Raw genomic sequence first — 26,820 nt, forward strand, 5'->3', positions numbered from 1 at the left:
TATCGCTCTAATTAGGAGGGATGATTCACTTATAATTTAAATCGCATACTCAATGGTGCCGAGAAGAGGACTCGAACCTCCACGGAGTTACCCCCACTAGCACCTGAAGCTAGCGTGTCTACCAATTTCACCACCTCGGCATTCTGGCGCTAAAGTACTCATATTTTATAGAACTGTCAATAGGATAATTGGCTTCTTTTACTCGATTGTGGTGTTATCTCTGTTTCTGCACCGCTTCTTTTAATTCATGAAAAAACACGAATGTTTGTACTCACTTGCTTTTGCAGCACAATGATGTGATAAATAAACGTTTATAGCTTTACAAATACACTTTCAAATTGGCTCATTAATCATGAAAAAAATATTTATTGTTGCAAGTATCCTATTTTATAGCTCTATTGTAAGTGCGTCCCAATCCATAATTTGGACGGCAGTATTTGATAATATAACCCCTAGGTCAGAAGATGTTACCTTACAATATTGTCTAGAGCATACACCCACTGTAATGGTCACTACAGTAGATCAAGTCTTGAGTAAAGAAGGGGTAAAGGCTTTAAATGGATTGCGTGTAAACTATAACAGCTATAAAAGTACTAAAAAAGACGGGCTATTATTTAATGTAGTTAACGCGACAATTAGCGGAAAAGACTCCCATGGAGAATGGTCTACCCCCATAAAGATGTATCAACAAACTTTAAGTGAGCAAGATCAAGGTAAAACTTGGGTAGTATGGAGTACACCTAAATGTAAAGGAACGTTTATCGGCACACCGACAATCATTAACAACTAACCGCATTTTATTAATCAGTGTAAGGAACGCCTGCTTTAAGTATACGCTCCCTTACTCCTTGCCATGCCCCGGTGGCTGGAGGAAGCTCCATGACAATAACATTCGCGTTAGAAGCATCCGCCTTTCTTAATTGGTAGTATAAATCAAACGCTACTTTTCCAGGATTATCTTCAAGCAAATGAAAATGCCCCTCACTAATACCTATTGGTTGTTTGCTTGCTATCACGTAAATGTTATCAGTGTTTTTTTGGCAAAAATGAGCTAGGGTTTCATAGCTGTCAAAATAATACAGCTTTTTGTGGGGTTGGTAATGGCTGTTTAATTTCCCTGGGACACGTAAAGTATTTTCACCGTGTACCGATGAAAGAGCTATGAGTTCCGCTATCGCATTTTCATCAATCATCCCATGTCGTAAAATTTGATAATTATTGGCATCAGTTGCATCAATGATGGTTGATTCTATCCCTACAGTGCAACGACCACCATCTAAAATAGTTAATTCTTGATTAGGAAACGATTGGCCTACATGCTCTGCTGTAGTAGGGCTAACCTTCCCAAATGGATTTGCTGAGGGTGCAACGAGGGGTACGCTCAGTTTTGTTAATAACTCCTGAGCGATAGGATGAGCAGGACATCTGATTGCTACAGTCGTTTGGCCACCAGTTATTAATGGGCTAATTTGATTCGGTTTGCAATGAAAAACAAGCGTTAAAGGGCCGGGCCAGAATTTTTTAATTAATTGTTGTGCGTAAGCTGGGATGTCTTTAACCAACTGATTAATCGCCCAATTTTGCGCCACATGTATAATTAAAGGATGATTTAATGGTCTGTTTTTTATTGCAAAAACCGCTTTAATTGCCTTCTCATTATTGATAGGGGCTGCTAAGCCATAGACAGTTTCTGTAGGTATCGCAACAGGTTTTCCTTGTTGCAAATCGTGAATCGCTCGATCAATATTGGTAGTGATTAAAGGCATATTACAAAGCATGGATTAAAAATTTTTTATTTTTACACAATTTGCAAGAGAATGCAGCTATTTTTGCCTTTTCAATTTTACCTGCATAAAATTAAGAATAAAGTATTATTTAGGAAATCATGTCGTGTTACTTAGTTTATTAGGAAAAACTGTAGATGGTTATTTTTCATTTATCCCTAGAAATAAGCCCTCCCATGAACTGATGCAGGCAGTTCGTTTAGTTGCACATAGAGGAGCTCATAATTATGCCCAAGGAGTTATTGAAAATACACTTCCCGCTTTCGCCTTAGCCAAAGATTTAGGCTGTTGGGGGATCGAGTTTGATGTACGCAGTACAGCAGATAACGTATTAGTGGTTAATCATGATGCTACCTTGAAGCGTCTGTGGAGACATAATCAAGAAATCGCCAAAATAAGCTTTAATGAATTGCGTGCGCTTGCTCCTAATATCCCCACACTTGCAGAAGTAATTGCCGCATATGGCAAGAGTATGCATTTATTTATTGAATTAAAAACACCTATTCAGGATGAAGTAATCTTAGTAGATCAGTTACGAGAATTATCCGCTGGAGAGAACTACCATTTATTAACGTTACATTCACCCATTTTTTCTTCATTGACCCAATTCCCCAAAGAATCTTTATTACTCGTGGCCTCACATAATAATGTGCAAGAATTTTGTAATTTATGCATCAAAGAAAATTATGGGGGTGTATTAGGTCATTATCTTTTGATTCACAAAAAAGTAATCAATCAATTAAGGACAACTCAAAAAATTGTTGGCGTTGGTTTGGTTGACTCCAAGTACAGCTTATATAGAGAATTAAATCGAAGACTTAATTGGATTTTTACGGATCGCGCTGCTGAAATAACCAGATACTTGCAAGCCTTACAAAATAATGAAGAAAAAAACAAACTATAGGACATATTGACGATTCACGCTGATCTCCACTGTCATTAACTTAAAAGCTCCCTCAATTTTATGATTAATTTCCTGGAATAAAACAGTTTAGTACCCTGATGCATTATCTAAATATTGGAGGCAATAAACCATTTTTTGCTACCTACTTCAAATTGAGGCATTGTCCCTAACTCCTACTTGATTATTTTGTTTTACTCTCTGAAGGGCTCTGCCATCCTCCGCCTAGAGCCTGAAAAAGAGCAACAGTATCTGATAGCCGATTGGCTTGTGCTTGAATTAAATTTAATTTGGCTTGTTGATAAGTTAACTCATTAAGAATTAATCCTACCGTACTGCTATCACCTAATGTCAATTGGCGTTGTGCAATGTTCAGGCTTGTTAAGGCTGCGCGCTCTACGTTGCTTGCTGTTTGTAGGGAAAGAGCATCAGATTTAATCGCTTTTAAGGTATCAGCCACATTTTGGAAGGCGTTAATGACTGTTGCTCGATATTCTGCTGCAGCTTGCCTGTAGCTGGCTTCCACAGCACGTTGTTTATGACGCAAAGTCCCTGCATCAAAAATAGGCTGAGTGATAATCCCTGCCATTGCCCAGAATTGGGTATTAGATTGCAATAAAGTACCTATAGTAGTTGCTGCGCTTCCTAGATTAGTACCGCTACTATTAATCGTCACATTCGGCAATCGATTTGCGATAGCAACACCAATTAATGCATTTGCTGCATGCATTTGTGCCTCAGCAGCCCGGATATCAGGTCGATTTTCGAGTAGTTTTGCAGGCACGGAAAGAGGCAGCTCTCTTGGAAGATGTAATGAACTTAAGCGAAATTGTGGGGTATGTTGATCATCTGGAAAGCGTCCGGTTAAAGCATTAAGCAAATCACGCTGAATCGCAAGTTGTTTTTCCAACGGAGGAAGCATTGCTTCTGATGCCGCTAATGCTGCTTGTTGGATGGCAACATTGGATAATGCAGTATCACCCAATGTTAACTGTTGCTTGGTGATTGCCAAAAGTTTTTTTTGATTGGCAATGATATGCCGGGTTACCGTAATTTGCTCCCGCAAAGCAGCTTCCTGAATGACAGCATTCACCACATTTGTGGTTAGGGTCAAATACGTCGCAGCTAATTGAAAGTGTTGAACTTCCACTTGGGCAACTAATGATTCTATCTGACGTCTTGTGCCACCAAAAACATCAGGCGTATAAGAAACATAAAGCTGACCGGTAAATAAAGAATACAAATATTGATTGCTTGCCAAAACACTGGTAAGAATCTTTGCTGTTTGTTGGTATGTAGGCGAAAAGGAACTACCTACAAAAGGAAGTAGAGCCCCTTTTCCAGCATAGGCACTCTCAAGAGCAGCAGATAATGATTCTTGAGCTGCAGTTACTGTGGGATTATGCTGTAAACTTGCCAAGACCACATCATCGAGATCTTTGGAATGAAATAATTGCCACCATTGTTTCGGCAGTTCTTTGTTTGGGGCAAAATATTGAGCTTCGCCCATTTTTGTAGCAGTTACAGGTGTTTTTTTTCCCAATGATTTTGCCGTATAAGACTGAGGAAGTGTTTGTGTTGGCCTTTTATAATCGGGACCGACCGTACAATTGCTTAAGAAAAAAAATACCAGTAAAGCCCCCATACCCGAAAGGCGTTTAAAACGTATGTTAAAGAGCTTATTACAAAGTTCAAATCGCCAATTGTCTTTTTTATACTTACTCATCGCCTCCACCTCCATCGGTGTCTACTGCTTCTACCGTGTTCAATGAAGTGTTCCAAGTTGTAATAGTAGGTAGGGAGAATAAATAAAGTTAATAAAGTAGATACTGCAAGACCGCCAACGATTACTGTGGCTAAACCACGTTGTACATCTGTTCCTACCCCAGTTGCTAATGCAGCAGGAAGCATACCAAATGAGGCCACGGTTGCGGTCATGAGTATAGGACGCAAACGTTCGGCCGCGCCACATACCACCGCACGACTTAACGATTTATTGGTTTTACGAACCCTCCTAATGTTTGCAATCATAATAATCGCGTTTTGTATGGAAACACCAAAGAGGGCTATAAAACCAACGGCAGTAGCAACATTGAACGTTTCCCCTGTAATATGAAGTGTAACCAGTCCGCCTAGAGTTGCCATTGGCACTACACCCAAAATGAGAAAAACGAGGTGTAATTTTTGGAACTCAAAGAATAAAATGAGTCCCATAAGGACGAACATAAGACCTAAAATATAGATTAATCGTTTTTCCGCACGTTCCTGGCTTTCAAATTGTCCGGCCCATTCCAGACGAACTTGTTGCGCATCAAATTTTACCTCTTGAGCAATGCGCCGTTTGGCTTCATTGAGATAAGAAGTGAGATCTCGACCCCGATTATCCATACGCACCGTGATTTCTCGCTCTCCCATTTCATGAGCAATAGTGCTTTCACCAGTCTTATATTCGATGTTGGCTAATTCTGATAAAGGAATTTTAGCCCCATCAGAACTGATTAAAAATAAATTTCCTAAAGACTCAATGCTGTTCTTATCTGCTTTAGGAAAGCGTACGGTTGCATTGTAAATACGACTGCCCTCATAAATAGACGTTATTGGGGAGCCGCTAAGACCAGTTTGAATTAAATTAGTGATATCGGCGACATTAATACCATAGCGGGCTATTTTTTCTCTATTAGCTTGAATCGTTATTTGGGGAATGGGGGGCTCTTGGAATACGGACGCCGAGGCAGTGCCAGGAATCGTTTTTAATATAGCAACAATTTGATTGGCTATCCGGCGACACTCGCGTAAATCATCACCATAAATTCGTAAAGCAAGTGGACTATGTGCCCCTGCTATCATATCATTTACATTGTCAATAATAGGTTGGCTTATTCCTATGGTATAACCAGGCATCCTGGCAAATCGTTGTATAAGCTTGGCGATAAATTGAGCTTTTGTTTCATGATTAGGCCATTGTGAATAAGGATTTAAACCGACAGGCACCTCCATATGAGAAGGAGTCCATGGGTCAGTACCCTCATCATTGCGCCCTACTTGCGTGATCACATAAGAGACCTCAGGATATTCAAGGAGAGTATCGCGTAATGAACCTGCCATTTGATTGGCTTTTTCTAAAGATAAGCCCGGCGGCAAATCAACTTGCAACCAAAGTGATCCCTCATCCAACTCCGGTAAAAACTCACGACCTGCGGTAATACCTAAAAATAAGACCAAAATTAATGTAATTATTCCTAATACATAAGCAATATAAGAGCGCTTCAACAATTGACGTAGCAGCAATTGATAGCGTTTTGTTAACCAAATCAGAGGACGATTATGAAATATTTTTTGTGGTTTTCGTAACGCGGTATAGGCTAACCCTGGAATGAGCACTAAAGAGCAAATTAAAGCGCCTAAAAGAGCATAACTTACCGTATAAGCCATGGGCGTAAACAATTTGCCCTCAGCATGTTCAAACGCAAATAATGGCAAATACGCAGAGATGATAATTAAGGTCGCAAAAAATATAGGGCGAGCCACATAGTTAGTTACTTTTAAAGTATCTTCTGCGGTCAGCATTTTATCAGGATCTTGTTCCCTCTGGCGTAAAATTGCTTCCATTACGACAATTGCCCCATCAACAATGACTCCAAAATCAATAGAGCCTAAGGAAAAAAGGTTCGCAGGCATTTGCGTTAAATTCATGAGGATAAATACCGTTACTAAAGCTGCAGGGATTGCAACAGTAACGACCAGCGCACTACGCCAATTTCCAAGAAAGAGCATCAATACAAGCGAGACAAAGATGATTCCTTCAATGACCGTATGCTTTATTTTATCGACAGTAAGGTTCACTAATTTATCGCGATCAAGACAAGGAACAATAGAGACACCCATAGTATTAAGTTGCTCCTGCAATACATTTAATTTGGCATGTACTCCTTCTAATATTTTGCCAGCATTCTCACCTTTACGCATGAGAACGATTCCTTCAATCGTATCAGGATTATGATTTTTTCCTAATATCCCTTCACGCTCTTTGTGACCAAACTCCAGTTTGCCAAGATCACGAATAAGCACGGGGATACCATTTTGTTGTTTGACAACTATAGCGCCTAACTCGTCTAAAGTATGTACCTGACCCTTGCCACGAATGATGTAACTTTGTTCGCCTCGAGTAACACGCCCCCCTCCGGCAAAGGCCGTATTATTGTTTATTGCATTACTAATATCGTTTAAAGAGAGGTTATAAATTCGCATTTTAAGTGGATCGAGAGTAAGCTGAAACTCTTTAGTCAGCCCCCCAAAATTTATCACATCAGAAATCCCTGCAACTTGTTTTAGTTTGGGAAGAATTAACCAACGTTGAATTTCTGATAACTCCATCAGCGTTTTAGTATTGGATGTAAGTGTATACCGATAAATTTCGCTACTTGATCCAACCAGAGGATCCAAAGAAGGGGAAATACCCGGTGGTAATGAAATTTGGTTTAAAACTTCTTGAACTCGCTCTCGTGGAAAATATTCGTCTGTTCCATCCTTAAAAACCATAGTAATTAAGGATAAGGCAAAAGTGCTGCTGGAGCGTAGAACGGATATATTGGGTACCCCCACCAGGGCGCGCTCTAAGGGTATGGTAATTTGTTGTTCTATTTCTTCTGCAGCTAGTCCAGGTACTTGAGTGGTGACAGAAACACTGACATCATCAAGCTCTGGATAAGCCTCGACCATCATTTGAGTGCCAGAAATATAGCCATAAATGCCAATCAGAATAGCAGCTCCCCATGCAATGTGGCGACGATGAAAACATGTAGTGATTAGTTTATCAATCATTGACCAGTATTCCTCCAGAAACAACAATGCGATCACCGTGTTTTAATCCTGAGGTAATTCGTACAACATTTTTATCTTCAGGACCGAGCACTACGGCACGTGATTCAAAAGTCCACGGAGTTGTTTCAACATACACAGAGGTCGTGTCATCATTCATAAGAATTGCAGACAGCGGCACCATGACTTGTTCTTCTTGTGGCACCTCCATTTGTACTGCGGCAAACATATTAGGCTGTAGTTTGTGATTCGAATTTGTAAGGGCAAGGCGCGTTTTATTACATCGTGTGTCAGGATCAATTAAATTATTAACAAATGCCACTTTACCTTCCCAAATTTGATGAGGGTAAGCAATTAACGAAATTGATGCTTTAAGTCCTTTATGGACTGACGCAATTAAATGCTCTGGAACACAAGCAGCAACCCAAACAGACTGAATGTTAGATAACGTCAATATAGGGATTGTTGAATCATTGATGTATGAACCTATACCATAATTGATCGCAATGACTTTACCATCAATAGGAGCTTGAATGAGTAACCTACTAGGCTCATTATTGCCTAATGACTTTAATGTTGCTTGAGCACGTTGAACTTCAGCAAGGGCCTGAGTGTAATTGCTTTGCGCTTGTTCAATATCTTTAACTGAATTAGCTCCTGCGCGATTGACTTTTTGGGTACGCTTTAATGTTTCTTGAGTCTGCTTCAAAATACTCATGGCCTTAGCCAGATCAGAATATGCTTGAGCTAAGCCAGCTGATTGTAAAGTTGCTAAAACTTGATTGCGTTTTACTTCATCACCGAGCTTGATATTTAGTTCAGTCAGGTGTCCTGTCAGCGGAGGAAGAATATTTACTGTACGCACAGGATCAGCTTCAACTACGCCGGGCAAGAAAACGCGATGAGGTTTTTTTGATGTTTTAACGGGACGTACGATGAGTTGGGCACGTAAAGGAGAGTTTTCTGGGACGAATATATGATGATCTTTGCGAATAAGCATGGGGGTGGCTGCTTTTTTAGGGCTACTGTTTATAAGAGTCAGGCAGCCCCTAACCAAAAGGATAATGAGCAAGAGCAGCAAGAGCAGGATAATAATTCGAAATATTTTGACACCAGGGGCCTGATTTTTATCAGGATCATTAAAAGTAGAAAATAAAGAATGTATATCCATAAAGTTACTCTTTTTGCAAATTTAGAGTGTATTTCATGAAGAAAAATAATCTAAGGAGAAAAAAGGAGTAAAAGGGATGAAAAAGTGCAACTGTGGGCACAAACATAACATGGTTCCGTGTCATCAATTTTTGTACTCAGTATAATGAAACTTCTTTCTATGTGCTATAGCTTGATGCAGGACGATTTGGTAAGAAAATATTTTTAAAAAGCACGCGTTAGCATTTGATTGGATTCACAAAAAATAACTGTTGTGTCTGTTTCTGAAGCAATAAACACATTTTCTTTAAATCCATGCTCGGCTCATCAATATGTTCCAAAGAAAGACGAAAAGTTTGATGATGATTGGAGGGTATTTTATGTTTTGACATTATAGAATCTTTTGATATGGTTAGGTGGCATTTCAATTATAGCTTATCTTGGCGTTAGTCCAATTTTACTGAAGGACTCAGACCCTATTTTTTATTTTTAGAAATTAAGACAAGGAGGTTCGTATGTATACACTTTACTCATTTGGCACTCCCAACGGTATTAAACCAACCCTTATGCTGGAAGAGTTATCCCAACCGTATACGATCAAATCAATAGATATTTCCAAAGGCGAGCAATTTAATCCAGAATTTTTAAAAATTTCACCGAATAATAAGATCCCAGTTTTATATGATTCTCAAAAAGATTTTTATTTGTTTGAGAGTGTTGCAATTTTGCAATATCTTGCAGAAAAGCATGAAAAATTTTTACCGAGTACACCACAGGCTAAATACACGATTTTGCAGTGGTGTTATTTTCAAGCAGCTCACATTGGCCCAATGTTCGGTCAACTGGGCCACTTTCACCGTGCAGCTCCGGAACAGATTCCGTATGCACTCAAACGTTATGCAGATGAATGCGATCGTTTATTGGGTGTTATGGAAAAACAATTAACCAATTGTTCATTTATTGGCGGAGATGACTATACTATCGCAGATATGGCTATTTGGCCCTGGATTTATTGTTTTCAAGTGATTTACAAACAAACCATAGATACGCAAAGATTTGTCAACCTGCTTACATGGTATCAACGCCTAGGTGAACGTACTGCGGTGCAAGCTGCTTTAAAGGCCTATGAGTTATCCTTGGAAGGTAAGATTTAGCTCCGCAACAAACCTTGCTAAAAACTTCACCTTGCAGCATAACCTTAGTAAACCTCCTGCTGTTGTGGCGCTTGTTACAGAGGGGGACGCTCCTTTAAATATCACCCTTCACAACAGCACTGGAATTTTTCCTTAAGTGGACGTTTATAGGGAATACCAAAGATCAGTATCAATTGTCAATAAACCCTCTAGGAACAAGCGAGAAAATCCCCTCTCTCGGCTAGGGAGAAAATTGAGAGAGAGGAATAAAGATGCAAATCGCAAGTAGATTTAATTGCATTAAAGCGTCTGCGTCAGTTGAGATTCATGTGTTTCGGTAGACCCTTTGTCCTTCTGAGATGTAGCATAAAGCCCATTTTTGCTTAGAGATTCTCCAATGGAGGGTTCTTTAGAGCTTTGTGCTTTAGACAATTTTTGAGACAAGCCGTGGAGATCTAAACCTTCGAGTATATCCACTTGTTTTACCTGTCTTTCAAGGAGTTTCCGATACTCAGCATTAGTATTTTCTAACTCTTTTTGTACGCGCTCCAGTTTTTCTTCCGCCTCGCAAATTCGTGTTGATATTAGCAGAAAACTAGCTTCTTTATTTTTAAGAAAATCATCCAATTTTTCTTGGAATACTCGTTGTTTTTCTTCATTGCCAATTGTGGACGAAAACTCTGAGATTGCCGACCCCAAAGCATCTATCATTAATTTGGCGTTATGGAGATCTTCACCTAATTCTTTTCTTACCATCCCAATCTCCAAAATTTTCTCTGCCAACTCTCTCTGGCTGGTACCGTAGGCTTCATTAATATAGTACAGCTTTTCTTGAGCTCGTTGCAATAAATCTGTTTGTTGGTTGACACCCTCGGTTAACGTGTTGGCAACGCTTTGTAACCCTTCTTTGGTAATCGTAAGTGTTTCATTTATTTTAGAAGTGGCTCTCACTTGTTTATCAACAGCGTCGATTTGAGTGCTTAAAAAATTAATATTTTCTACAAGCCTTTGATTCTCTTGTGCAAACTTTGAAATTTCGATCTCTAATTGTTCACGAATTACATTTAAGGCATTAATCGTTAATTCAAGTAAATCTGCCAAACCTAAAATCCCTTTTTGCAAGCTTTCCACCACACTTGTGCTGCATTTGTGATGATCATCAAGAATAAGTCCACCTGCTGTATAGGTAATCGCTGTTACGCCACAGATTGCCAAAAGAAAACCAACATTGGCAGCAATGCCAATAATTAATGTAGGTAAAGTAAGTGCAACCCCTCCCAGAATTTTTTGCCACAGGGGTAGTTCGCCCCAAAAATCCGCAGCACGAGAGAAAAGGCTTGGATTTTTCTCCAAACTTTTAACCGTATTTTCCAAACTTTGCCTGATTTGTTCAAATATTTCTTTAGTAATTGTCATTTTTTTGAATTTATTTTCTTCAGTATCACTGAGAACTTTTAACTTAGCTTGGATTTCTTCCTCTAAGTTTGTTTGGAGTGGCGTGGTTTCTGTTACTTCTTTGAGATCATTTTCTGTATCTATAGTGACAAGAGCTTGAAGCTCTTCTGTGTTGGTAGCCATGTGAAGTTCCTTTTCTGTTAAATATTCATCCTGTGCCAACTATTTTTAACCAGAAAAGCTTAAAAAAACAAGTAAAAATTAATTTTTAGAGTTAACGCAGCTTGAATTTAATAAAGGATGTTCTTTTTAAGGGCATATTAAAGGATAGAATCAGAGGGAAAGCTAGGCTATAAAGCCTAGCTGAAACAATGTTTATTAATTACATGCTAAAATAGGTTGCTCATGCTCATCAACAAGTAGTTCATTAACTTCATCCTGTTTTGGAGCTTCTGATTTAGGTAAGCAACGAGAGAAGCAGTCAGAAACAGCAGAAACAACGGTAGCACCGCCGCGAGTAAAAATGCTAGCAATTAATAATGGAGTTGAAACAGCAGCAATTACAGCCAATGCAGCAGTAATAACAGTACAAGCAACAGTAACAACACCTGCTAAAGCAGCGATCATAAGTGCATCTTTTGCAGTTTCTTTTGCATTTTTATTGAAAAGACCAACGACCCCAGCACCAGCTGCAAATAATAAACTTCCAGCAATAGTAATTGCTCCTAATGCTGCACCAATTGCCGTAACTCCAGCAACAAGACCTAAAGTTAAAGGAGTAACAATGGGAGCAACTAAATTACCACCAAAATCTTTGAAGCTTCTATAAGGAGTAAAAAATCCTGGAGCATCTTTTTTCTTCTCAGCAGCATATGCAGCTAAAAGTTTTTGTGCTTCCTTTTTCTCGTTCTCATTTTCTGAAAATGCAGCAACACCACTTAACGCGATTAGTTCCTTAAAACTCAACTCAGGAAAGGTCTCTCTTTTCGCTTGCATAGTCTAACGTCCTCTTTTGATTAAAATTGCGCCATTCTATTTCAAAAAAAAGCTACATGTCAAGTTGAGTTTCTTTAAGTTTTTTATTATTTTAGTCATACTTAAAAAAATATGGTTTCTTATGACTTTCACTATTGGCCAACGCTGGATAAGCAATACCGAATCAAAACTCGGTCTGGGTATTATTGTTGATGTAAGTGGTAGACAGGTAAGCTTGAGTTTTCCTGCTGCTGGAGAAGAGCGCATTTATTCGATGGATAATGCTCCCTTAAGTCGCATTATTTATAAAGAAGGTGAAGAAGTAGTGACTTCCAACCATCAAAAAATGAGTATTACTCATGTTGAAGAGCGACAAGGGTTGTATTTTTATACTGGTGAGGATGACGCGGGTAATACGCTTCATATTAGCGAACTTAATTTAGATTGTTTTATCAAGTTAAATACTCCTGAGCAACGCTTGTTTAGCGGATTATTGGACAAATTAAGCACTTTCAAATTAAGAATAGATACTCTCAATCATGCGAGCAGGTTGCAACAATCTCAAGTCAGAGGATTATTAGGTTCACGAACCAGTCATCTGAAACATCAGGTTTATATCGCTCATGAAGTTGCTCAACGTTATGCCCCGCGCGTCCTACTTGCCGATGAAGTAGGCCTTGGGAAAACCATTGAAGCCGGTATGATTTTGCATTATCAACTTTATACGGGACGTGCCAATCGGGTGTTGATCGTGGTACCACAAACATTGATTCATCAATGGCTAGTCGAAATGATCCGTCGTTTTAATTTGAGCTTTTCAATCATTGATGCCAATCGCTATGAACTAATCTATGAGCTAGACGAAGAAGAAGGAATTCAAATCGGAACAACGCAAGAAAACCTTTTTGAAAACGAACAATTGATTTTATGCAGCTTGGATTTTCTGATGGACAATGAAAAGGCACGTCAACAAGCACTAGCAAGCCAATGGGACTTACTTGTGGTCGATGAAGCCCATCATTTACATTGGTCTGAAGAAGAGAAAAGTCCTGAGTATGAATGTATTGAAGAATTGTCTGCGCACAGCAAAGGCTTACTTTTGTTGACAGCAACTCCTGAGCAAGCAGGAATCGCCAGTCATTTTGCGCGATTGCGATTACTTGACTCTTCACGATTTTATGATTTTTCTGCATTTAAAAAAGAAGAAGAGGGATATCAGGAAATCAATAAACTAGTGCAAGCACTTATGGCTTATGGTGAAGAAGCATCTATTGATGATTTAAGCATGGAATTAAAATCAAAACTTGAAGCTTATTTGGGTGAAACAATAGGAACCCGCATCGATCAAGTGATTAAGGATTTATTAGACAGACATGGGACGGGACGAGTTTTATTTCGCAATACTCGCGCAGCCATTCAAGGCTTTCCCGAACGACAAGTGCATGCTTATCCATTAGAGTGCCCTGCCATTTATTCATCATTAGAAGAGCAAAAAGGCCAGAGAAAACTTTATCCCGAACAACTTGTGGCTAAAGAACTTTGGCTTGAAAACGATCCCCGTGTGAAATGGTTAACCGATAAGATTACAGAACTTTATCCCAAGAAAGTCCTGATTATTTGCGCTAAAGCGAATACGGCTATTGCTTTGGATCAACATTTAAAATTAAAAATGGGAATTCGCTGCACTTCTTTTCATGAAGGATTGTCTATTATTGAACGAGATCGCGCTGCAGCTTATTTTGCAGAACAAGAAAATGGAGCACAGGCACTTGTTTGCTCTGAAATAGGGAGTGAAGGTCGGAACTTTCAATTTGCACATCATCTTGTTTTGTTTGATTTACCTTTAAATCCTGATTTGGTGGAACAACGTATTGGACGTCTCGATCGCATAGGACAACGTCATACGATTGAAATTCATGTTCCGTACCTATTGAATTCAGTGCAAGAAAAATTATTCCGTTGGTATCATGAAGGAATTAGCTTATTTACCCAAAGTTGTTCGATTGGTTTTTCTCTTTATGAAGAATTTGAAAATGAGCTTTTGCCTATTCTAGATCGAGTAGAAACAAGCGAAGAAGAGCTCCAGACATTAATTACCCACACCAAAATGCGTGCAGAAGAAATCAATCAAGCCTTGCATGATGGGCGTGATCGTTTGTTGGAACTAAATTCGTGTAATGCCTTACAAGCCCAGGAATTAATTACTGCAATCGAAGCAGAAGAAAATTGTTTGGAATTGGAAAATTACATGGCTCAAGTATTTCAAGAGTACGGTATTGATCACGAATATCATTCAGAAAATACTGAAATTCTGCGCCCCACAGATCATATGAAAACAAGCCATTTTCCAGGTTTAAAAGAGGATGGTGTTACGGTAACTTATTCACGTCCTAAGGCACTCATACGCGAGGATGTTGAATTTCTAAGCTGGGAACACCCTATGGTCAGTGAATGTATGGAAATGACTTTAGAATCTGAGTTAGGAAATGCAACGTTAGCGACAATATCCATTAAAAGCATCAACCCCGGAACTTTATTTTTAGAGTCTTTTTATACGGTAAACTGTGCAGCGCCAAAAAGTCTACAACTGGATCGCTTTTTATCCCTAGAACCAATTCGTGTGTTCATGGATGTTTCAGGAAAGAATCTTTCTAAGGTATTGGGTTATAACCAATTAAATCAATTGTGTGAGCCTGTTAAACGTCACCTATGTTATCCTATTATTCAGCAGGTGCACCAAGATCTGGAAACGATATTAACGCAAAGTAAAAAAATTGCGGAAATTCAGCTGCAAGAAATTCTTGAACAAGCGGTTGTGGAGATGAAGAGTTGCCTTAATCATGAGATAAATAGGCTTGAGGTACTAAAAAAGATAAACCCCTCTATACGCGATGAAGAAATTACTTATTTAAAAAATCAACTCGTAGAGAGTGAACAGTTGATGCATAGCGCCACTTTAAAGTTACAGGCATTAAGAGTAGTGATTAATAAAGTTTAATTAAAATGTTTCTCTTAACGATCATTACCGCGTTGCACAACATTATGACCTAGAGATCGTAGGTTGGACCAAAGCCAACCTACAATTTTTTCTTTATCGACACCACACTAAAATTAAGATAAAATTAGTTTCATTAAGTTACGCATTTAATGTTCTTCAATTTATCTCCGTATTTTTATCAATTTTGCGGATTCCTGTCTAAATATTTCCAACTCTCTATAAAAACAAACAACCCAAATAGTTTAGATATTTATGCCATAAAAACAGCAAAACCGAGTTTTATCAACTGCAAGGAGTTATTGTGATAAAGAATGACATCATCGAAAAAAATCTAGAGTCCGGAGATAAGAATGACTTGAGGTATTTATTTTATCTCTCATCTCATAACGCCTGGGTAAATGTGGCGGGTGATCTATTCAAATTAAAAATAACAAATAGTGTAGAGACCATCGAAAACCAAGTTGGTTCCATGATTTATTTTAATAAAGAATATCGTCCAGTCACAGAACAGGCTGAATTGAAATTAAAAACTCTAATTAGTAAAAACGCTATCGAGGCATTCGTATGTGGTGTCAGTTCCGATCGTGCTCAGCTTGATGCTACAGAAAACAAAGAATTACGTGGTTTATCCCTTAAATCTATTCAAAAAGTCTTCACCAACATTCATTTCAATTTGGAGAGCCACCGCACTATTGAATTATCCATCGAGCTTTACAATTTCGATAATGAATTTGTACATCAACTCAATGCTCTAACTTCAACCGAGGAAAAAAAACACCTCATTTCAGAATATAAAAATAGATTCATTGCAGCTCAAGAAGATGCCTTAGCCAATGCATTTTGGAAAGCCGCAGCTTCCGGTGATTATGAACAATTGCTTTTATTATTCAATGAGCTTAATGATTTTAACATTAATCGCAGCTATGAGGGGCGATCTATTATTGAAGCCATGTTTGCTGCCAATCCCAAAATAGATTTACCCTTCAAAAGTAGGCAACCCGATTATAAAAAAACAGTTGAATTGCTCTTAAGCCATGGCTTAGAGAAACAAATTATTGACTCTGCTTCTCAAAAATATCAAACCATTCAAAATAATCTTTGGTTTTTCCAGCGCGAAAATCCAGTTCATAAAAATATGTTGTTGCTTTTAAATCAAGCTGATGATGTAAATGAATTGGATAATGAGCATGTTTTTGAAGTAATAAACTGTGTAATCCAATAGCCTCTAGGGTCAATCAGTCCCTCCCTAAAGTTTTTTCCGAGACTTAGTGGCAGCTTTGCGCTTCCTCAACATATCAGTTGCTCCTAGTCAAACAATCATTCCTCAATCCTGGGGAATGATTGGGAGCTGTTGGCAATGGAGTTTTCGCTGTATAGGTGTCGCACTTTTTGTGCCTTAATTCATGGGTTTAAAATGTGCTGTAAAATGGCGCAAGAAGGGGGCTTGCTGAGTTATGGTATAGGCAGGAATATTTTTTCGGTTTTTCCAAACATGTTCTATGACTTCAATAATATAATCAAAATGGCTTTGTGTATATACTCGGCGCGGAAATGCAAGGCGCACTAATTCATGTAAAGCTGGATATTCTACCTCATTTTTTACCCGTCCAAACATTACCGTGCCTAATTCCACCCCACGAACTCCACCTTCGATAAAAATCTCATTTACGAGCCCAATTCCTGGATAACCAGAAAATGATATATGAGGGCAAAAGCTTGCAGCATCAAGAAAAATGGCATGGCCGCCTGCAGGACGTACTATAGGGATATCTCTATCGATTAAGCGTGTAGCTATATATTCAATCGTTGCATGGCGATAACGTTGGTAATCATATTCAAGAGCTTCTTTTAAACCTACGGCAATTGCATCCAGGTCTCGACCTGCGAGTCCTCCATATGTAGGAAAGCCTTCCGTAAGAATGAGCATATTACGAAAATCATTAGCCCATTCCTCATTATGGCATGCAAAAAAACCACCAATATTTGCCATACCATCCTTTTTGGCGCTCATAGTAGTAGCATCCGCGTACTGAAACATTAAATTGGCAATTTCTATTAATGTCTTATTTTTATACCCTGGCTCATATTCTTTAATAAAGTAAGCATTTTCAGCAAACCGAGAACTGTCAAGAATAAGAGGGATATTATGCCGCTGCAGGAGACTTTTCACTGCTGCGATGTTTCCCATCGACACGGGTTGCCCCCCTCCTGCATTGTTTGTAATGGTCAGCATACAAAATGGAACCCGTTTTGCTTGATTTACTTTTATGACTTGCTCAAGCTTATTAAGATCCATATCCCCTTTAAACTTTTTCTCAAGAAATAAATTTTCTCCATCTGGCGTGAGTAGATCTTGCGTGGCTGCACCCACATATTCGATGTTCGCACGAGTTGTATCAAAATGGCTGTTGCTTGGCACAATATCGCCTGGCTTAAGACGCGTGACAGAAAGAATACGTTCTGCAGCACGTCCCTGATGGGTCGGAAAAATATGCTTAAAGCCAGTAATTTCACGCACCGTACTTTGAAAATTTTGCCAGGAGGTACTACCTGCATAACTCTCATCACCAAGCATCATTGCAGCCCATTGCTGGGTTGACATTGCTCCTGTACCACTATCGGTCAGAAGATCAATAGTGACATCCTGAGCGTTAAGAAGAAACATATTATAATGTGCTGCTTCAAGTTGCTTGATACGATGGTCACGCTCAGTGATGACCATTGCTTCCGTCATCTTAATACGAAATGGTTCAATGATTGTTTTCATAAGAAGTCCTTTTCTGGGCGCAGCAGTTATGCAATTGCTTTAAAATAAGCTATTTGAGAACATTCTTAGCTTATCATTCATTAATCATGCTCCTATGAGAGTGATATGAATGAATCAAGCAACATCAACAATAATCTTATCATTATCAATACGGACAGGATATATTTTCAAATTCTTAGGTTTACTCAACTTACCGAGCACCGGACCAAGAGCCGGTGGCCAGGGTGACCAGCATTCAGATTGTCCTGTTGTAAGATTAAAAGCACTTTTGTGAAAAGGGCAAACGATGGTATTTTCATCAGTAATCACCCCCTTAGTCAAAGGTAATTTGAAATGTGGGCATTGAGAAGCAACAGCATGTACCGTGTCATTGTGCCAAACTAATAAAATTTTATGGCCATCAATGGTTTCACAGTGACGTCCTTTTTGTTGCAGCTGATCGAGGGTAATTGTTTGTTTCCAAGACATAATGATTTGATCCTTTTAGTTTTTATTAAAATGTTTCTTTCGTTTGGCATTTCCTTCAAGTAATAGTACTGAAAGTACTCTCACCGAGCTATAAGATAAGTTTTAACTGAAACTAAAACAAGATCCGTCTTTTGGATTGCATAGTGCATTAACCTAAAAAATGAGCCTAAAATCAAAGATTACAGATTCAACTTTATTTCAAGCAAATCGTTCTCGTTAACATTGTGATAAAGTTTTGGGGTGTACTAAATTTAAAAAGTCATTACTTTTCATTTGCAGCACTTCATTATGATTTCCGGCATTAAAAGCTAACCATTCTTGATGGGTCAGGCTTTCTGCAAGATAAACGTCCATACCGTAAAGGTCGCCAAAAAGCGGTATTGCTCCAATTTCACAGTCTTTAAATTTATCTTGAAACTCAAATTCATGAGCTATTTCTGCATGGTTTGCATGAGTCTCTTTTTTAAATAACGTTAAATCAAGTCGCATATTGGCAGGAATTGCGACGAGTACAAATTTTCCATCTAATTTAACAACCACAGATTTAGCAAAATGGTTTCCTTTAATATGTGCTGCTTGTGCACATTGCAATGCCGTATAAGCTCTAGGGTGACTGATGGTTTTGCAGGAAATATGATGATTATCTATATATTTTCTAAGTGATGGGCTTAACATAAAGCACTCCTAAGAAAGCTTATAATGTTTAATTATAGACCAATTCACTTATATCTGCTAACCATCGTATTTTCCTCGCCTTGCCTTTATTAAAGAAGAGATGACACCAATTATCCATTATTTTCTAACTCCATTCGCACAAATAGAATGTCCACATATGGAGTACTTTCTCCGTGGATGATTTATATTGAAAATAAGCGAAAAGAAAGGCGTAAATAGATTGCTGTTAAAGTTTTTAAAGACTTATTGCATGTAATCTTAAGTAGTTCCTGAATTGATTTATAAGTAATTTTTTGTAATTCTATATAAGCTCAAGATAAAACATTTTGAAAAAATCGAACAGGAGAAAATATGGAAAGCAATGGATGTGCTGATGAAAAATGTTCTTGTCCATGTCATTTTACACATGAAGAATGCCATCATGATCATTGTGATCATCATGAAGAAGAAATCAAGGCAAACTATTTTTTAGAACTTGCTGATGAAGCATGGGAAGAAGTATTAAAAGAAAAAATCAAAGAATACATTCTAGATACTCAAAATAATCAAATGGTTAAACTCGCCAAAATAGTTGCCGAAGGAAATAATCAGCGATGGCAAAATAGAATGGAGAAAAAACAAGATTATAATGATTTCATGGATGAAATTCGCAAGTTCTTTAGCAAATCAAAGAAGTAAGCCGCAACTTAGAACCGCTCCGACAGAGAAACACTGCCATAGACGTCAGAGCCTTGTAGTCGTCCTCGTGCAAACGGGGACCCATTTTGATGGAGCCCAATGAGCAATTTCCACTTAAAAACCTTAAATCTATAGAAGGAGTAAATGCTGTGTCTCAAAGGATTTATCTGCGGCTTCGAGACAACATTTCGTACTTCTTCCGTCCAAACGATACAAAGGGATAGCGTTACCCCATTATATTGAGAAACGCTCCATTTTATCTTTTTGTTCTATATCCATCATATCCAGAGAAACGGTACCTGTTTGATGTTTCAATGCTTCAGCAAAAAAACTTGGATACTCTCTATTCTTATAAAACTTATCCTCAAAAGTTTCCAAGTGAATTTGCGGTTGATTAAGTGCCGACCAAATCTCATCCATGAGGTCCTCATATTTACGCGTAGAGCATAAATCTTCTGATTCTATCTCACTTGCTACCTCATATTTGATTGCATCAAAAATAATCTTATTGCCACCTTTCTTCCGTAAGGTTGTTATCATTTCTCGAACCGCTAAGGAGTTTTCATCACTGACACTTGCTGCAATTCTTGATTTGCAATAGTTCGTCAATGCGGTCGTAACCTTATCCCCAATATTTACATCCACAATGTATTTTTGACTTGGCGGAAAAGGGCGAAATGACGTAAGAAAATCAAAAAAAATGTGTATCTTAGTCTCTTCATCCACCGTACTAATCAGTCGGTTAATAATTTCATCCGCATCAGTAGAATTTAAGGGTTCTGCAATAACCGCATAATCTGAAAAACTACGCCATCGAGACTCAAAAATAGTTTGGCATAAAGGATTTGCAAGTACTTTAGCGATGGCACTAAATTTTGGAAAATGTTCTGGCTTATAGCTATAACTACTCAGATCAAAAAGGGTTAACGCACCATTTATCCCTTCCAGTGTGACATTTTGCGATAAGTAATTCAGAATGGCGCTTAACTCCACTCCTTTTTGGAGCGCCCGCATCATAAAACCCACACAATCTTGCGGATTTCGGATGGAAAATAAAAATTTTACCACATCAGAGGTGATGATCGTGTGATTAGAAAGAACATCAATACTCTCTTGCAAGTCGGGTAGATAATGATGTGTGAATAAATGATTCAGCATGGATTTATCCATACATTTAAGATCACTCATTAAAATAATGAGATAGGTTAATTCCGATAAATCAGAAGAATGGTTTAAGATATGAAAAACGGTATCGCCATCAAGTAATCCTCCACCTGCTTGTTCTATTACATGCAATAATTGAGATAGAGTTTCTTGTTGTTCAAAATCTAATTCGGTAAAAAGATTTGGAAATTGTGCAAAACTGTATGGAAATTTTATTTGCCAGTCCTTTAGCATAATGAATACTCTTAAATGATAAAAAATCAATCACAGATTAACTAGATTAAATACCTAAAGTCAAGGAAATAAAAAATTTGCGCAGACTAGAACAACACTGCACAAATCAGAATATTGCCAAGGTTCAGATAAATAAGTTTAGATTTTTATCGATTGCTTCATCTTTCTCAGTTTTCATCCGTTGTGTAGATGATATCTCTGCCTGATCCCCCTTAGAAAAAAATGAAGAAGTACTTAGCGAACGCTTCAGTAATTTGGAATGCTTTTCTTGTGAAGACTCACTCGCATGGGGTTGTGATGAAATAGGGTGCAAGGGATGATCGGGATGAAAAAAACTCTCTGAATAAACCAATGGACTTAAAGTTCCCATAATTTCTTCAGAAATAAGTTTTAATTTTTTTACATCTTCCCGTACCGTAGCTGATAACCACTCCCATAAATGGGCCAACTGAATGTTCGCGGTTTCCATACTAAACTGTCGTACTTCTTCATCAAGATAACCATAACGAAATCCACTAAAATGAATTCCTAGTGGTTTTAAAGCCAGCATCACTCGTTCTAGGTGTTTTTTCTTATCATCAAGCATCACAATATGGCGAGGAGTACGCCCTAATCGCGATAAAAACGAATTTAAATTTTCTCCTTTATCACCACCCCCACAAAAAATAACGCCTCCCTGACATGAGGAGTCATCATCAGCAACAATACTGTTGCGTGAAAAATCAACCCCCATATCCGCTAGCTGCCTTAATGTCTGATGTCGAATCGAATATCCACGTGCGGTTAATCCCACGACAGGAATACCAATATCTTGCAATGCCCTAATAATACTCCCTATCTTTGGTTCTACTGCAGAGGTGCGCACAAAATGCTGTGCTGAATTATAAACTGACATGAGTGAGGGCTGGGCAGTGGCCATTTCAATTTTTTTTTGTGCGACATGAGAAAATAAGCCTTCAAACCATGCATCTCCTCCAAACGCAATTCTAGGAGTCATGACCGTATTATCGAGATCTAACACCAACCAAGTATCAAAATGAATGTCTTTTAAAGCTTCTCGAAAATTTTTTATTTCCATAATTTTTTGAAACATCATTATCCCCTACATCATTCAATAAAAAAATGCTGGGCTGACTCACCCAGCACAATAAAGAAATGGATTATTTGTATTGGAATCGTTTTTGATTCTGTTCAAGATTAGTGTCCACATCCATAGAGGTTGGTTTGAAAAATCCATGGCTATGAAGACGTGTATTTTTAGAAGATTTATTTTTCGCTTGTACCTCGACGTTCTCTTCTGACTCTGAATCATCTAAGTCCATGCTTTTCTCATCCGCTTCACTGTCTTCCTCATCGGAATACTCTGAATCTTCAGAAGAATTAACATAATCTTCCTCATCTTCTTCATTTTCTGGGAGATCTTTATAACGCTCTTCCATCTCCTCAATTTTTTGTTGCCAGCGTTTTAAACCAGGCAACATGTCCCTTGTTAACTCTCCTTCTTTTTTACCCGATGATAGGTTTTTGACTTCCTCCATTTCCTCTTCATCTGATTCAATAATTCGCCTTCGTTTAGGCTTAGCTTCTTTCTGTTCGCTATTTGCAGAAAGTTGGCCAAATAACCCCATAGAGAGCGGTTTTATAGGAATAGGACTTATAATTTTAGGACGCTGTAGCTCTGCTTCACTCGCATATCTTAATTCTCGCGCATCAATTGGTTTTACTGCTGGAGAGCCTGTAAATTTTTCAGCCACAGACTGTAACCAAGTTATAATTTTCATGAATCCATTATTGGCTAACTCAGCTTGCATCTCCTCAGTAACCGTTTGCCCCATTCTCTCTAAATTTGGTGAAGTGGTTTGATTTAATGCAGCATAAGCCCTCAAACCTGTTGAGGCAACCCAATACCCACATAACCCTCTGTTTAATCCTGCTGCATTCGGAATAACAGAAATTTTGGCTCCTTTAGGTAATTGGTCTGCTAGGCAATCCACATAATTTTTACCCGATGTTTGCCCTAAAGGATCAAAAATGTAGTATCGATTGCCATGACCATGCATTAACATAATCCAATGACCAGAAACGTTTCTTTGGTCAACATCAGTTAATACAGGCATAAATCCTTGACGATTCAGTGCGTCTAAATTAAGCGTTGGATTACCATTATAGATAGAGCCACTAAGAATGTCTGGATATCCCATACGGGCAAAAAGAGCATGCATTCCTGATTGAGTTAATTCCATTTCCTCTACATACAATTCTGATCGTTGGGGAGCAGTTATAGATGCAGAATCTTTGGAATCAACTAGCATCAAATCTAAGTCTGTAGATCTATCTTGAGTTATATGGTTACGTTTTAATAACTTAGCATGTTCTTCCGCGGGCATGTTAGGAATAACAATTTTTGATTTTGAAGCCAGTGAAATCACATGTCTTTTCTCTTTATTCTCTTCCATAACACGAATAACATCATGAATATTGTTAATCGGCTTGCCATTAATTTCTTTAACAATCCCACGAATATGCTTTTCATAACCTTGTGTTTCTTTACAATTAAGAATTGTATTGATCACAATAACTTGATCGGTGGGATTTCTTTTGGGTGCATCAGGCAAGGAGCAATTCTCTTCAACCAAATGCATCTCTTCAAATTCACAACCATTTCCTTCCATATAATTACGTGTCAATGGAACAAAACAAATTCCAGAGTTGATGTAATACGTTGGCATTTTATCGTGCTCGGCGACTGATACTTTTTCGGTATCTCCCAAGATCGTATCCAAAACAACATCAACCTCTAATTCCTCAACAGCCTCTTCATGCGCTTTCTTGCGTAAAATGTTAAGCCTGACACTATCACCGATAAATTTAGACTGCGTCACATGAAAATAATCGATACAATTTCCAATCTCTGGAATATCAACTGTCCCTTCGTTTGATATCGGTAAGCCATCAATAGCAAGGATAATATCGTCGGGTTTTAACTTACTGAATGCATCTGATAAATTATCTACTTTTAAAATGCGAATACCCGATCGTTTACCCATCTTATAAAATTCACGTTCATGAAGGTTTTCGATTTGTTCAGTAACAATAGGAAGGGTGGGAAAGCCACGATATTTCTTCCCACTAAATGCTTCAGTTAAGAAATGTTCCATAATCGGGGCAGGGATAATATAGTTCAATCCTTGATGTCCACCATACCCTTGAAAAGCAACCCCCACTACTTTGTTCCCTATAAAGACTGGTCCACCACTATTCCCAGGATTAATTGCTGCATCAACTTGAGCCTGTAATAAATTTTGGCCACTCATGGAGTAACTATCCACTTGTATACGTGAAACAATACCTTTGGAAAGGGATATTTCCGTACCACCCATAGGGAAGCCAACCACCATGATTCTATCTCGTAAACTCACCATCTCACCCAACTCTACTGGGTCTACAAGCTCCTCAAACTCAGGATCATCAACCTCTAATAAGGCTAAATCACACTGATATGAAACACATTTGACCTTGGCTTCATATTTTTTAATGCGGTTATTCGCTAATCGTACTTGAAGAAACGTTGCGTTTTCTGCTACATGAGCATTGGTCATGACGTATTTTTTTCCCGAAGGATCTTGAACAATAAAACCAGATCCTGAACACGCGGCTGATTCTGGGCCTCGCCAGGGATTATCATAATCGGCTACAAAAAAATCGGAATAAATTTGCACCACTGAGCGTTCATGTTGATTCTGAGTAGGAAACTTGACCCGTTTTCTAATTGGCGGTTCGAATTCTTCTTCGTCACTCTCTTCGCTGCGTCTTCTTTTGCGATTCAGCGAGCTTGGCTTATCTTTCACTGTCTCATGTGACGACCTCGCTATCTGGTTTTCTTGAGCAACGCGTTTGGATTTCGGTGCACTCCTTTCAAAATCCTCTTCAGCATCTCGATCACGCTTTCTTTTTCTACTTCCTAGAGAGGTCTCGTCTAGAGAAGTCTCTTGATGAGAGGGTGAGGTTTTTACAGCATCAGTCTTACCTACATGAGTGCGCGTTAAAATAGATGTGCCCTTTTTAGATAAACCATGTTCATCACCTTTGGATTTGACACCTTTAACTACTTGTTTGCTCACCGGATCGATCTTATTTAAAATGTTATAAGTTATTCCAGCACCCTGAGCTAAATCAGATGCTTTAGGAAATAAAGGATAAGCTAGAAAAGGATCTATGGATTGCATCAATTCCACATATCGTTCTTTTATTTTAATTTTCACATCAAAATCAATATGCTTCACCAATTCAGAATCCAGCAACATCTCAAATTTAGGTTTAATTGTTAATAAGGAGTCTGGAGCATTTATGGCAAACCATTTGATAATTCGCTCTAAAATCATCATCTGGGTATTTGCCCATTTTGGCGCAGAGCCCAAATTATCTTTAGTTTGCGGATTCATACTCATTGGCATTAATGACCAACCTTTAAGATGCAACCACTCGGGGCGAAAACTATTTTTATAAAAATTATCTTTAATATCTGCTTTAAAGGCGCGTTGTAGCCGCTTTTTCATTTCTGGATGAAGTTCATCGGTCATTTTATCAAAAAAATGTTCGTAGGCATCTCGAGCTGATTCCCCCATCACTGTATTTTGATCCGGTGTTCTTGTTTTAAGAAGATCGCGTTGCGGAACAGAATCATGCTCAACCGTTAAAACATCTCCACCTTTAGTGACCTGCTCCATTTCTGCCAAATCTTTCTTTAAATCTTTTTTCACTGATTTAGGAAGATCCTCTCGAAATAAAGGTGTTTCTTTAATAGACCCCCAAAAAGGTTGTTTACCTTCTTCAGGAGAGGGGGAAAAACAAGCTATTTGAATGGGCTCTTCATCTTCATTCTCCCCTACTTTTCCATTAATAAAGCGTTTTGCATACATCGGTGTATGGCCATCAGGCGTTTGAGCTCGAAATCGATGCATCCCCCGGAAAGGTTCAATCGCTTCAATATTAACCAAAGGGCGAACTGTAGGTGTTTCTTCATCATCGGCCGCAGGAAGCTCGTATTGCAGTGCAACAGTTTGATCCTTTTCTTTAGTGATCACTGCATGACCTATTTTTTTGCTATTTGGTGCGTAACGAAAATGCTCATTTTTTGTGAGATGAGAAAAATCATTCGCTGTAAATTTTTTGTTGTTTTTGTCAGTTTCAGAATTGTGAGAGGGTGAAGTATCGGTATCGTTGTGGTGACCTTTTTTTTCCTTTTTGAGGTCTTTTTCCTTAGAACCTTCATCGATATCCATTCTATCTTTGGGCATAATTTAACTCCTTAGTAAAGACAATGTAAATCCATTACAACTCTTCGCTAAAAGACAGCAATTTATTGTTAACAGAAACAAATCAGGGTGTAAAGATATTTTTTTATGACCCAAAATTAGATTAAATTAAGCCAAATAGTTATAAATACAAACAAAATCTATTTGTAGCTAAAGAGTAATTACTTGTTAATTCACAAAATATTAATCATGGAAAGGTATAAAATGCAGTGATTTTTCAGAAACAATTTGAGATTTATCTCTTTCTAAAAATATCATCAAGATAATTAAAAGCTTGCAGTCACCAACTTGCGTTAACTCAATTCATTAAACGATACTCTGTGGCTAAATGAGCCATGAGTTCAAGATAGGGATTATCCCTGCTTA

Annotated in this window: 19 protein-coding genes and 1 tRNA gene; 6 read left to right on the forward strand and 14 right to left on the reverse strand. The window is 38.3% G+C overall.

The features are described 5' to 3' along the window. Window positions 1-53: 53 nt before the first annotated feature. Window positions 54-140: transfer RNA gene (locus DYH34_RS17140), tRNA-Leu, on the reverse strand. Window positions 141-352: 212 nt separating this feature from the next. Here DYH34_RS17140 and DYH34_RS17145 point away from each other — a divergent pair. Continuing rightward, the gene (locus tag DYH34_RS17145) at window positions 353-790 is read left to right on the forward strand and encodes a hypothetical protein (protein WP_058464309.1); all 438 of its coding nucleotides are present in this window, start codon (window positions 353-355) and stop codon (window positions 788-790) included. 10 nt (window positions 791-800) lie between these two features. On the opposite strand, the gene DYH34_RS17150 is transcribed toward DYH34_RS17145, so the two are convergent. Then, a complete protein-coding gene (locus tag DYH34_RS17150; RefSeq protein ID WP_058464308.1) occupies window positions 801-1,766 on the reverse strand; it encodes an L-threonylcarbamoyladenylate synthase in 966 nt (321 codons plus the stop codon). Between the two features lie 124 nt (window positions 1,767-1,890). Here DYH34_RS17150 and DYH34_RS17155 point away from each other — a divergent pair, with 124 nt between their 5' ends. Beyond that, window positions 1,891-2,688, forward strand: a complete 798-nt coding sequence (locus DYH34_RS17155; RefSeq protein WP_058464307.1) for a glycerophosphodiester phosphodiesterase — start codon at window positions 1,891-1,893, stop codon at window positions 2,686-2,688. Window positions 2,689-2,869: 181 nt separating this feature from the next. Here the strand turns inward: DYH34_RS17155 and DYH34_RS17160 are convergent, their stop codons facing one another. The 4 genes from DYH34_RS17160 to DYH34_RS18140 form a co-directional block, all read right to left on the reverse strand. After that, entirely contained in the window at window positions 2,870-4,411 is a 1,542-nt protein-coding gene (locus DYH34_RS17160) for an efflux transporter outer membrane subunit (protein ID WP_238589458.1), read from the reverse strand. Then, on the reverse strand, window positions 4,408-7,506 hold the full coding sequence (locus DYH34_RS17165; protein ID WP_058464305.1) for an efflux RND transporter permease subunit: 3,099 nt from the start codon (window positions 7,504-7,506) through the stop codon (window positions 4,408-4,410). Before DYH34_RS17165 ends, DYH34_RS17160 begins: the two co-directional genes overlap by 4 nt. Then, window positions 7,499-8,674, reverse strand: a complete 1,176-nt coding sequence (locus tag DYH34_RS17170; RefSeq protein ID WP_058464304.1) for an efflux RND transporter periplasmic adaptor subunit — start codon at window positions 8,672-8,674, stop codon at window positions 7,499-7,501. Before DYH34_RS17170 ends, DYH34_RS17165 begins: the two co-directional genes overlap by 8 nt. A 217-nt stretch (window positions 8,675-8,891) precedes the next feature. Next, window positions 8,892-9,044, reverse strand: a complete 153-nt coding sequence (locus DYH34_RS18140; protein WP_157061443.1) for a hypothetical protein — start codon at window positions 9,042-9,044, stop codon at window positions 8,892-8,894. Window positions 9,045-9,167: 123 nt separating this feature from the next. Here DYH34_RS18140 and DYH34_RS17175 point away from each other — a divergent pair, with 123 nt between their 5' ends. Then, the gene (locus DYH34_RS17175) at window positions 9,168-9,806 is read left to right on the forward strand and encodes a glutathione S-transferase family protein (protein WP_058464303.1); all 639 of its coding nucleotides are present in this window, start codon (window positions 9,168-9,170) and stop codon (window positions 9,804-9,806) included. Between the two features lie 279 nt (window positions 9,807-10,085). On the opposite strand, the gene DYH34_RS17180 is transcribed toward DYH34_RS17175, so the two are convergent. Both DYH34_RS17180 and DYH34_RS17185 read right to left on the reverse strand, forming a co-directional pair. After that, a complete protein-coding gene (locus DYH34_RS17180; protein WP_058464302.1) occupies window positions 10,086-11,363 on the reverse strand; it encodes a LegC2/C7 family Dot/Icm T4SS effector in 1,278 nt (425 codons plus the stop codon). A 195-nt stretch (window positions 11,364-11,558) separates the two neighbouring features. Next, complete coding sequence (locus DYH34_RS17185) at window positions 11,559-12,176, reverse strand: hypothetical protein (RefSeq protein WP_058464301.1); 618 nt, start codon at window positions 12,174-12,176, stop codon at window positions 11,559-11,561. A gap of 121 nt (window positions 12,177-12,297) precedes the next feature. Between DYH34_RS17185 and rapA the strand changes: the two genes are divergently transcribed. Both rapA and DYH34_RS17195 read left to right on the forward strand, forming a co-directional pair. Beyond that, window positions 12,298-15,153 (forward strand): RNA polymerase-associated protein RapA, encoded by a 2,856-nt coding sequence (rapA, locus tag DYH34_RS17190; RefSeq protein WP_058464300.1) that lies wholly within the window; start codon window positions 12,298-12,300, stop codon window positions 15,151-15,153. Between the two features lie 301 nt (window positions 15,154-15,454). Further along, window positions 15,455-16,375, forward strand: coding sequence for a hypothetical protein (locus DYH34_RS17195; protein ID WP_058464299.1), 921 nt, complete (start codon window positions 15,455-15,457; stop codon window positions 16,373-16,375). Window positions 16,376-16,549: 174 nt separating this feature from the next. On the opposite strand, the gene DYH34_RS17200 is transcribed toward DYH34_RS17195, so the two are convergent. The 3 genes from DYH34_RS17200 to DYH34_RS17210 all read right to left on the reverse strand — a co-directional run bounded on the left by DYH34_RS17200 (window position 16,550) and on the right by DYH34_RS17210 (window position 19,063). Beyond that, entirely contained in the window at window positions 16,550-17,920 is a 1,371-nt protein-coding gene (locus DYH34_RS17200) for a tryptophanase (RefSeq protein WP_058464298.1), read from the reverse strand. Window positions 17,921-18,034: 114 nt separating this feature from the next. Then, the gene (locus DYH34_RS17205) at window positions 18,035-18,388 is read right to left on the reverse strand and encodes a Rieske (2Fe-2S) protein (protein WP_058464297.1); all 354 of its coding nucleotides are present in this window, start codon (window positions 18,386-18,388) and stop codon (window positions 18,035-18,037) included. 216 nt (window positions 18,389-18,604) lie between these two features. After that, complete coding sequence (locus tag DYH34_RS17210; protein WP_058464296.1) at window positions 18,605-19,063, reverse strand: aminoacyl-tRNA deacylase; 459 nt, start codon at window positions 19,061-19,063, stop codon at window positions 18,605-18,607. A gap of 351 nt (window positions 19,064-19,414) precedes the next feature. Between DYH34_RS17210 and DYH34_RS17215 the strand changes: the two genes are divergently transcribed. After that, a complete protein-coding gene (locus tag DYH34_RS17215; protein WP_058464295.1) occupies window positions 19,415-19,741 on the forward strand; it encodes a hypothetical protein in 327 nt (108 codons plus the stop codon). Window positions 19,742-19,975: 234 nt separating this feature from the next. Here the strand turns inward: DYH34_RS17215 and DYH34_RS17220 are convergent, their stop codons facing one another. The 3 genes from DYH34_RS17220 to DYH34_RS18620 all read right to left on the reverse strand — a co-directional run bounded on the left by DYH34_RS17220 (window position 19,976) and on the right by DYH34_RS18620 (window position 26,436). Further along, window positions 19,976-21,139 (reverse strand): hypothetical protein, encoded by a 1,164-nt coding sequence (locus DYH34_RS17220; RefSeq protein WP_058464294.1) that lies wholly within the window; start codon window positions 21,137-21,139, stop codon window positions 19,976-19,978. A gap of 124 nt (window positions 21,140-21,263) precedes the next feature. Further along, on the reverse strand, window positions 21,264-22,232 hold the full coding sequence (locus tag DYH34_RS17225) for a DUF2608 domain-containing protein (RefSeq protein ID WP_058464293.1): 969 nt from the start codon (window positions 22,230-22,232) through the stop codon (window positions 21,264-21,266). A gap of 67 nt (window positions 22,233-22,299) precedes the next feature. Continuing rightward, window positions 22,300-26,436, reverse strand: a complete 4,137-nt coding sequence (locus DYH34_RS18620; RefSeq protein WP_058464292.1) for a PDZ domain-containing protein — start codon at window positions 26,434-26,436, stop codon at window positions 22,300-22,302. Window positions 26,437-26,820 lie beyond the last annotated feature (384 nt).

Source organism: Legionella cincinnatiensis, assembly GCF_900452415.1.
In the GTDB taxonomy this organism is placed as follows: Bacteria; Pseudomonadota; Gammaproteobacteria; order Legionellales; family Legionellaceae; genus Legionella; species Legionella cincinnatiensis.

Bases quoted from the DNA above. Each gene is read 5' to 3' on its own strand.
- DYH34_RS17145 (WP_058464309.1), top strand. From the start codon at position 353: ATGAAAAAAATATTTATTGTTGCAAGTATCCTATTTTATAGCTCTATT.
- DYH34_RS17150 (WP_058464308.1), bottom strand. From the start codon at position 1,766: ATGCCTTTAATCACTACCAATATTGATCGAGCGATTCACGATTTGCAA.
- DYH34_RS17160 (WP_238589458.1), bottom strand. From the start codon at position 4,411: ATGAGTAAGTATAAAAAAGACAATTGGCGATTTGAACTTTGTAATAAG.
- DYH34_RS17165 (WP_058464305.1), bottom strand. From the start codon at position 7,506: ATGATTGATAAACTAATCACTACATGTTTTCATCGTCGCCACATTGCA.
- DYH34_RS17170 (WP_058464304.1), bottom strand. From the start codon at position 8,674: ATGGATATACATTCTTTATTTTCTACTTTTAATGATCCTGATAAAAAT.
- DYH34_RS18140 (WP_157061443.1), bottom strand. From the start codon at position 9,044: ATGTCAAAACATAAAATACCCTCCAATCATCATCAAACTTTTCGTCTT.
- DYH34_RS17175 (WP_058464303.1), top strand. From the start codon at position 9,168: ATGTATACACTTTACTCATTTGGCACTCCCAACGGTATTAAACCAACC.
- DYH34_RS17180 (WP_058464302.1), bottom strand. From the start codon at position 11,363: ATGGCTACCAACACAGAAGAGCTTCAAGCTCTTGTCACTATAGATACA.
- DYH34_RS17185 (WP_058464301.1), bottom strand. From the start codon at position 12,176: ATGCAAGCGAAAAGAGAGACCTTTCCTGAGTTGAGTTTTAAGGAACTA.
- rapA (WP_058464300.1), top strand. From the start codon at position 12,298: ATGACTTTCACTATTGGCCAACGCTGGATAAGCAATACCGAATCAAAA.
- DYH34_RS17200 (WP_058464298.1), bottom strand. From the start codon at position 17,920: ATGAAAACAATCATTGAACCATTTCGTATTAAGATGACGGAAGCAATG.
- DYH34_RS17205 (WP_058464297.1), bottom strand. From the start codon at position 18,388: ATGTCTTGGAAACAAACAATTACCCTCGATCAGCTGCAACAAAAAGGA.
- DYH34_RS17210 (WP_058464296.1), bottom strand. From the start codon at position 19,063: ATGTTAAGCCCATCACTTAGAAAATATATAGATAATCATCATATTTCC.
- DYH34_RS17215 (WP_058464295.1), top strand. From the start codon at position 19,415: ATGGAAAGCAATGGATGTGCTGATGAAAAATGTTCTTGTCCATGTCAT.
- DYH34_RS17220 (WP_058464294.1), bottom strand. From the start codon at position 21,139: ATGCTAAAGGACTGGCAAATAAAATTTCCATACAGTTTTGCACAATTT.
- DYH34_RS17225 (WP_058464293.1), bottom strand. From the start codon at position 22,232: ATGTTTCAAAAAATTATGGAAATAAAAAATTTTCGAGAAGCTTTAAAA.
- DYH34_RS18620 (WP_058464292.1), bottom strand. From the start codon at position 26,436: ATGCCCAAAGATAGAATGGATATCGATGAAGGTTCTAAGGAAAAAGAC.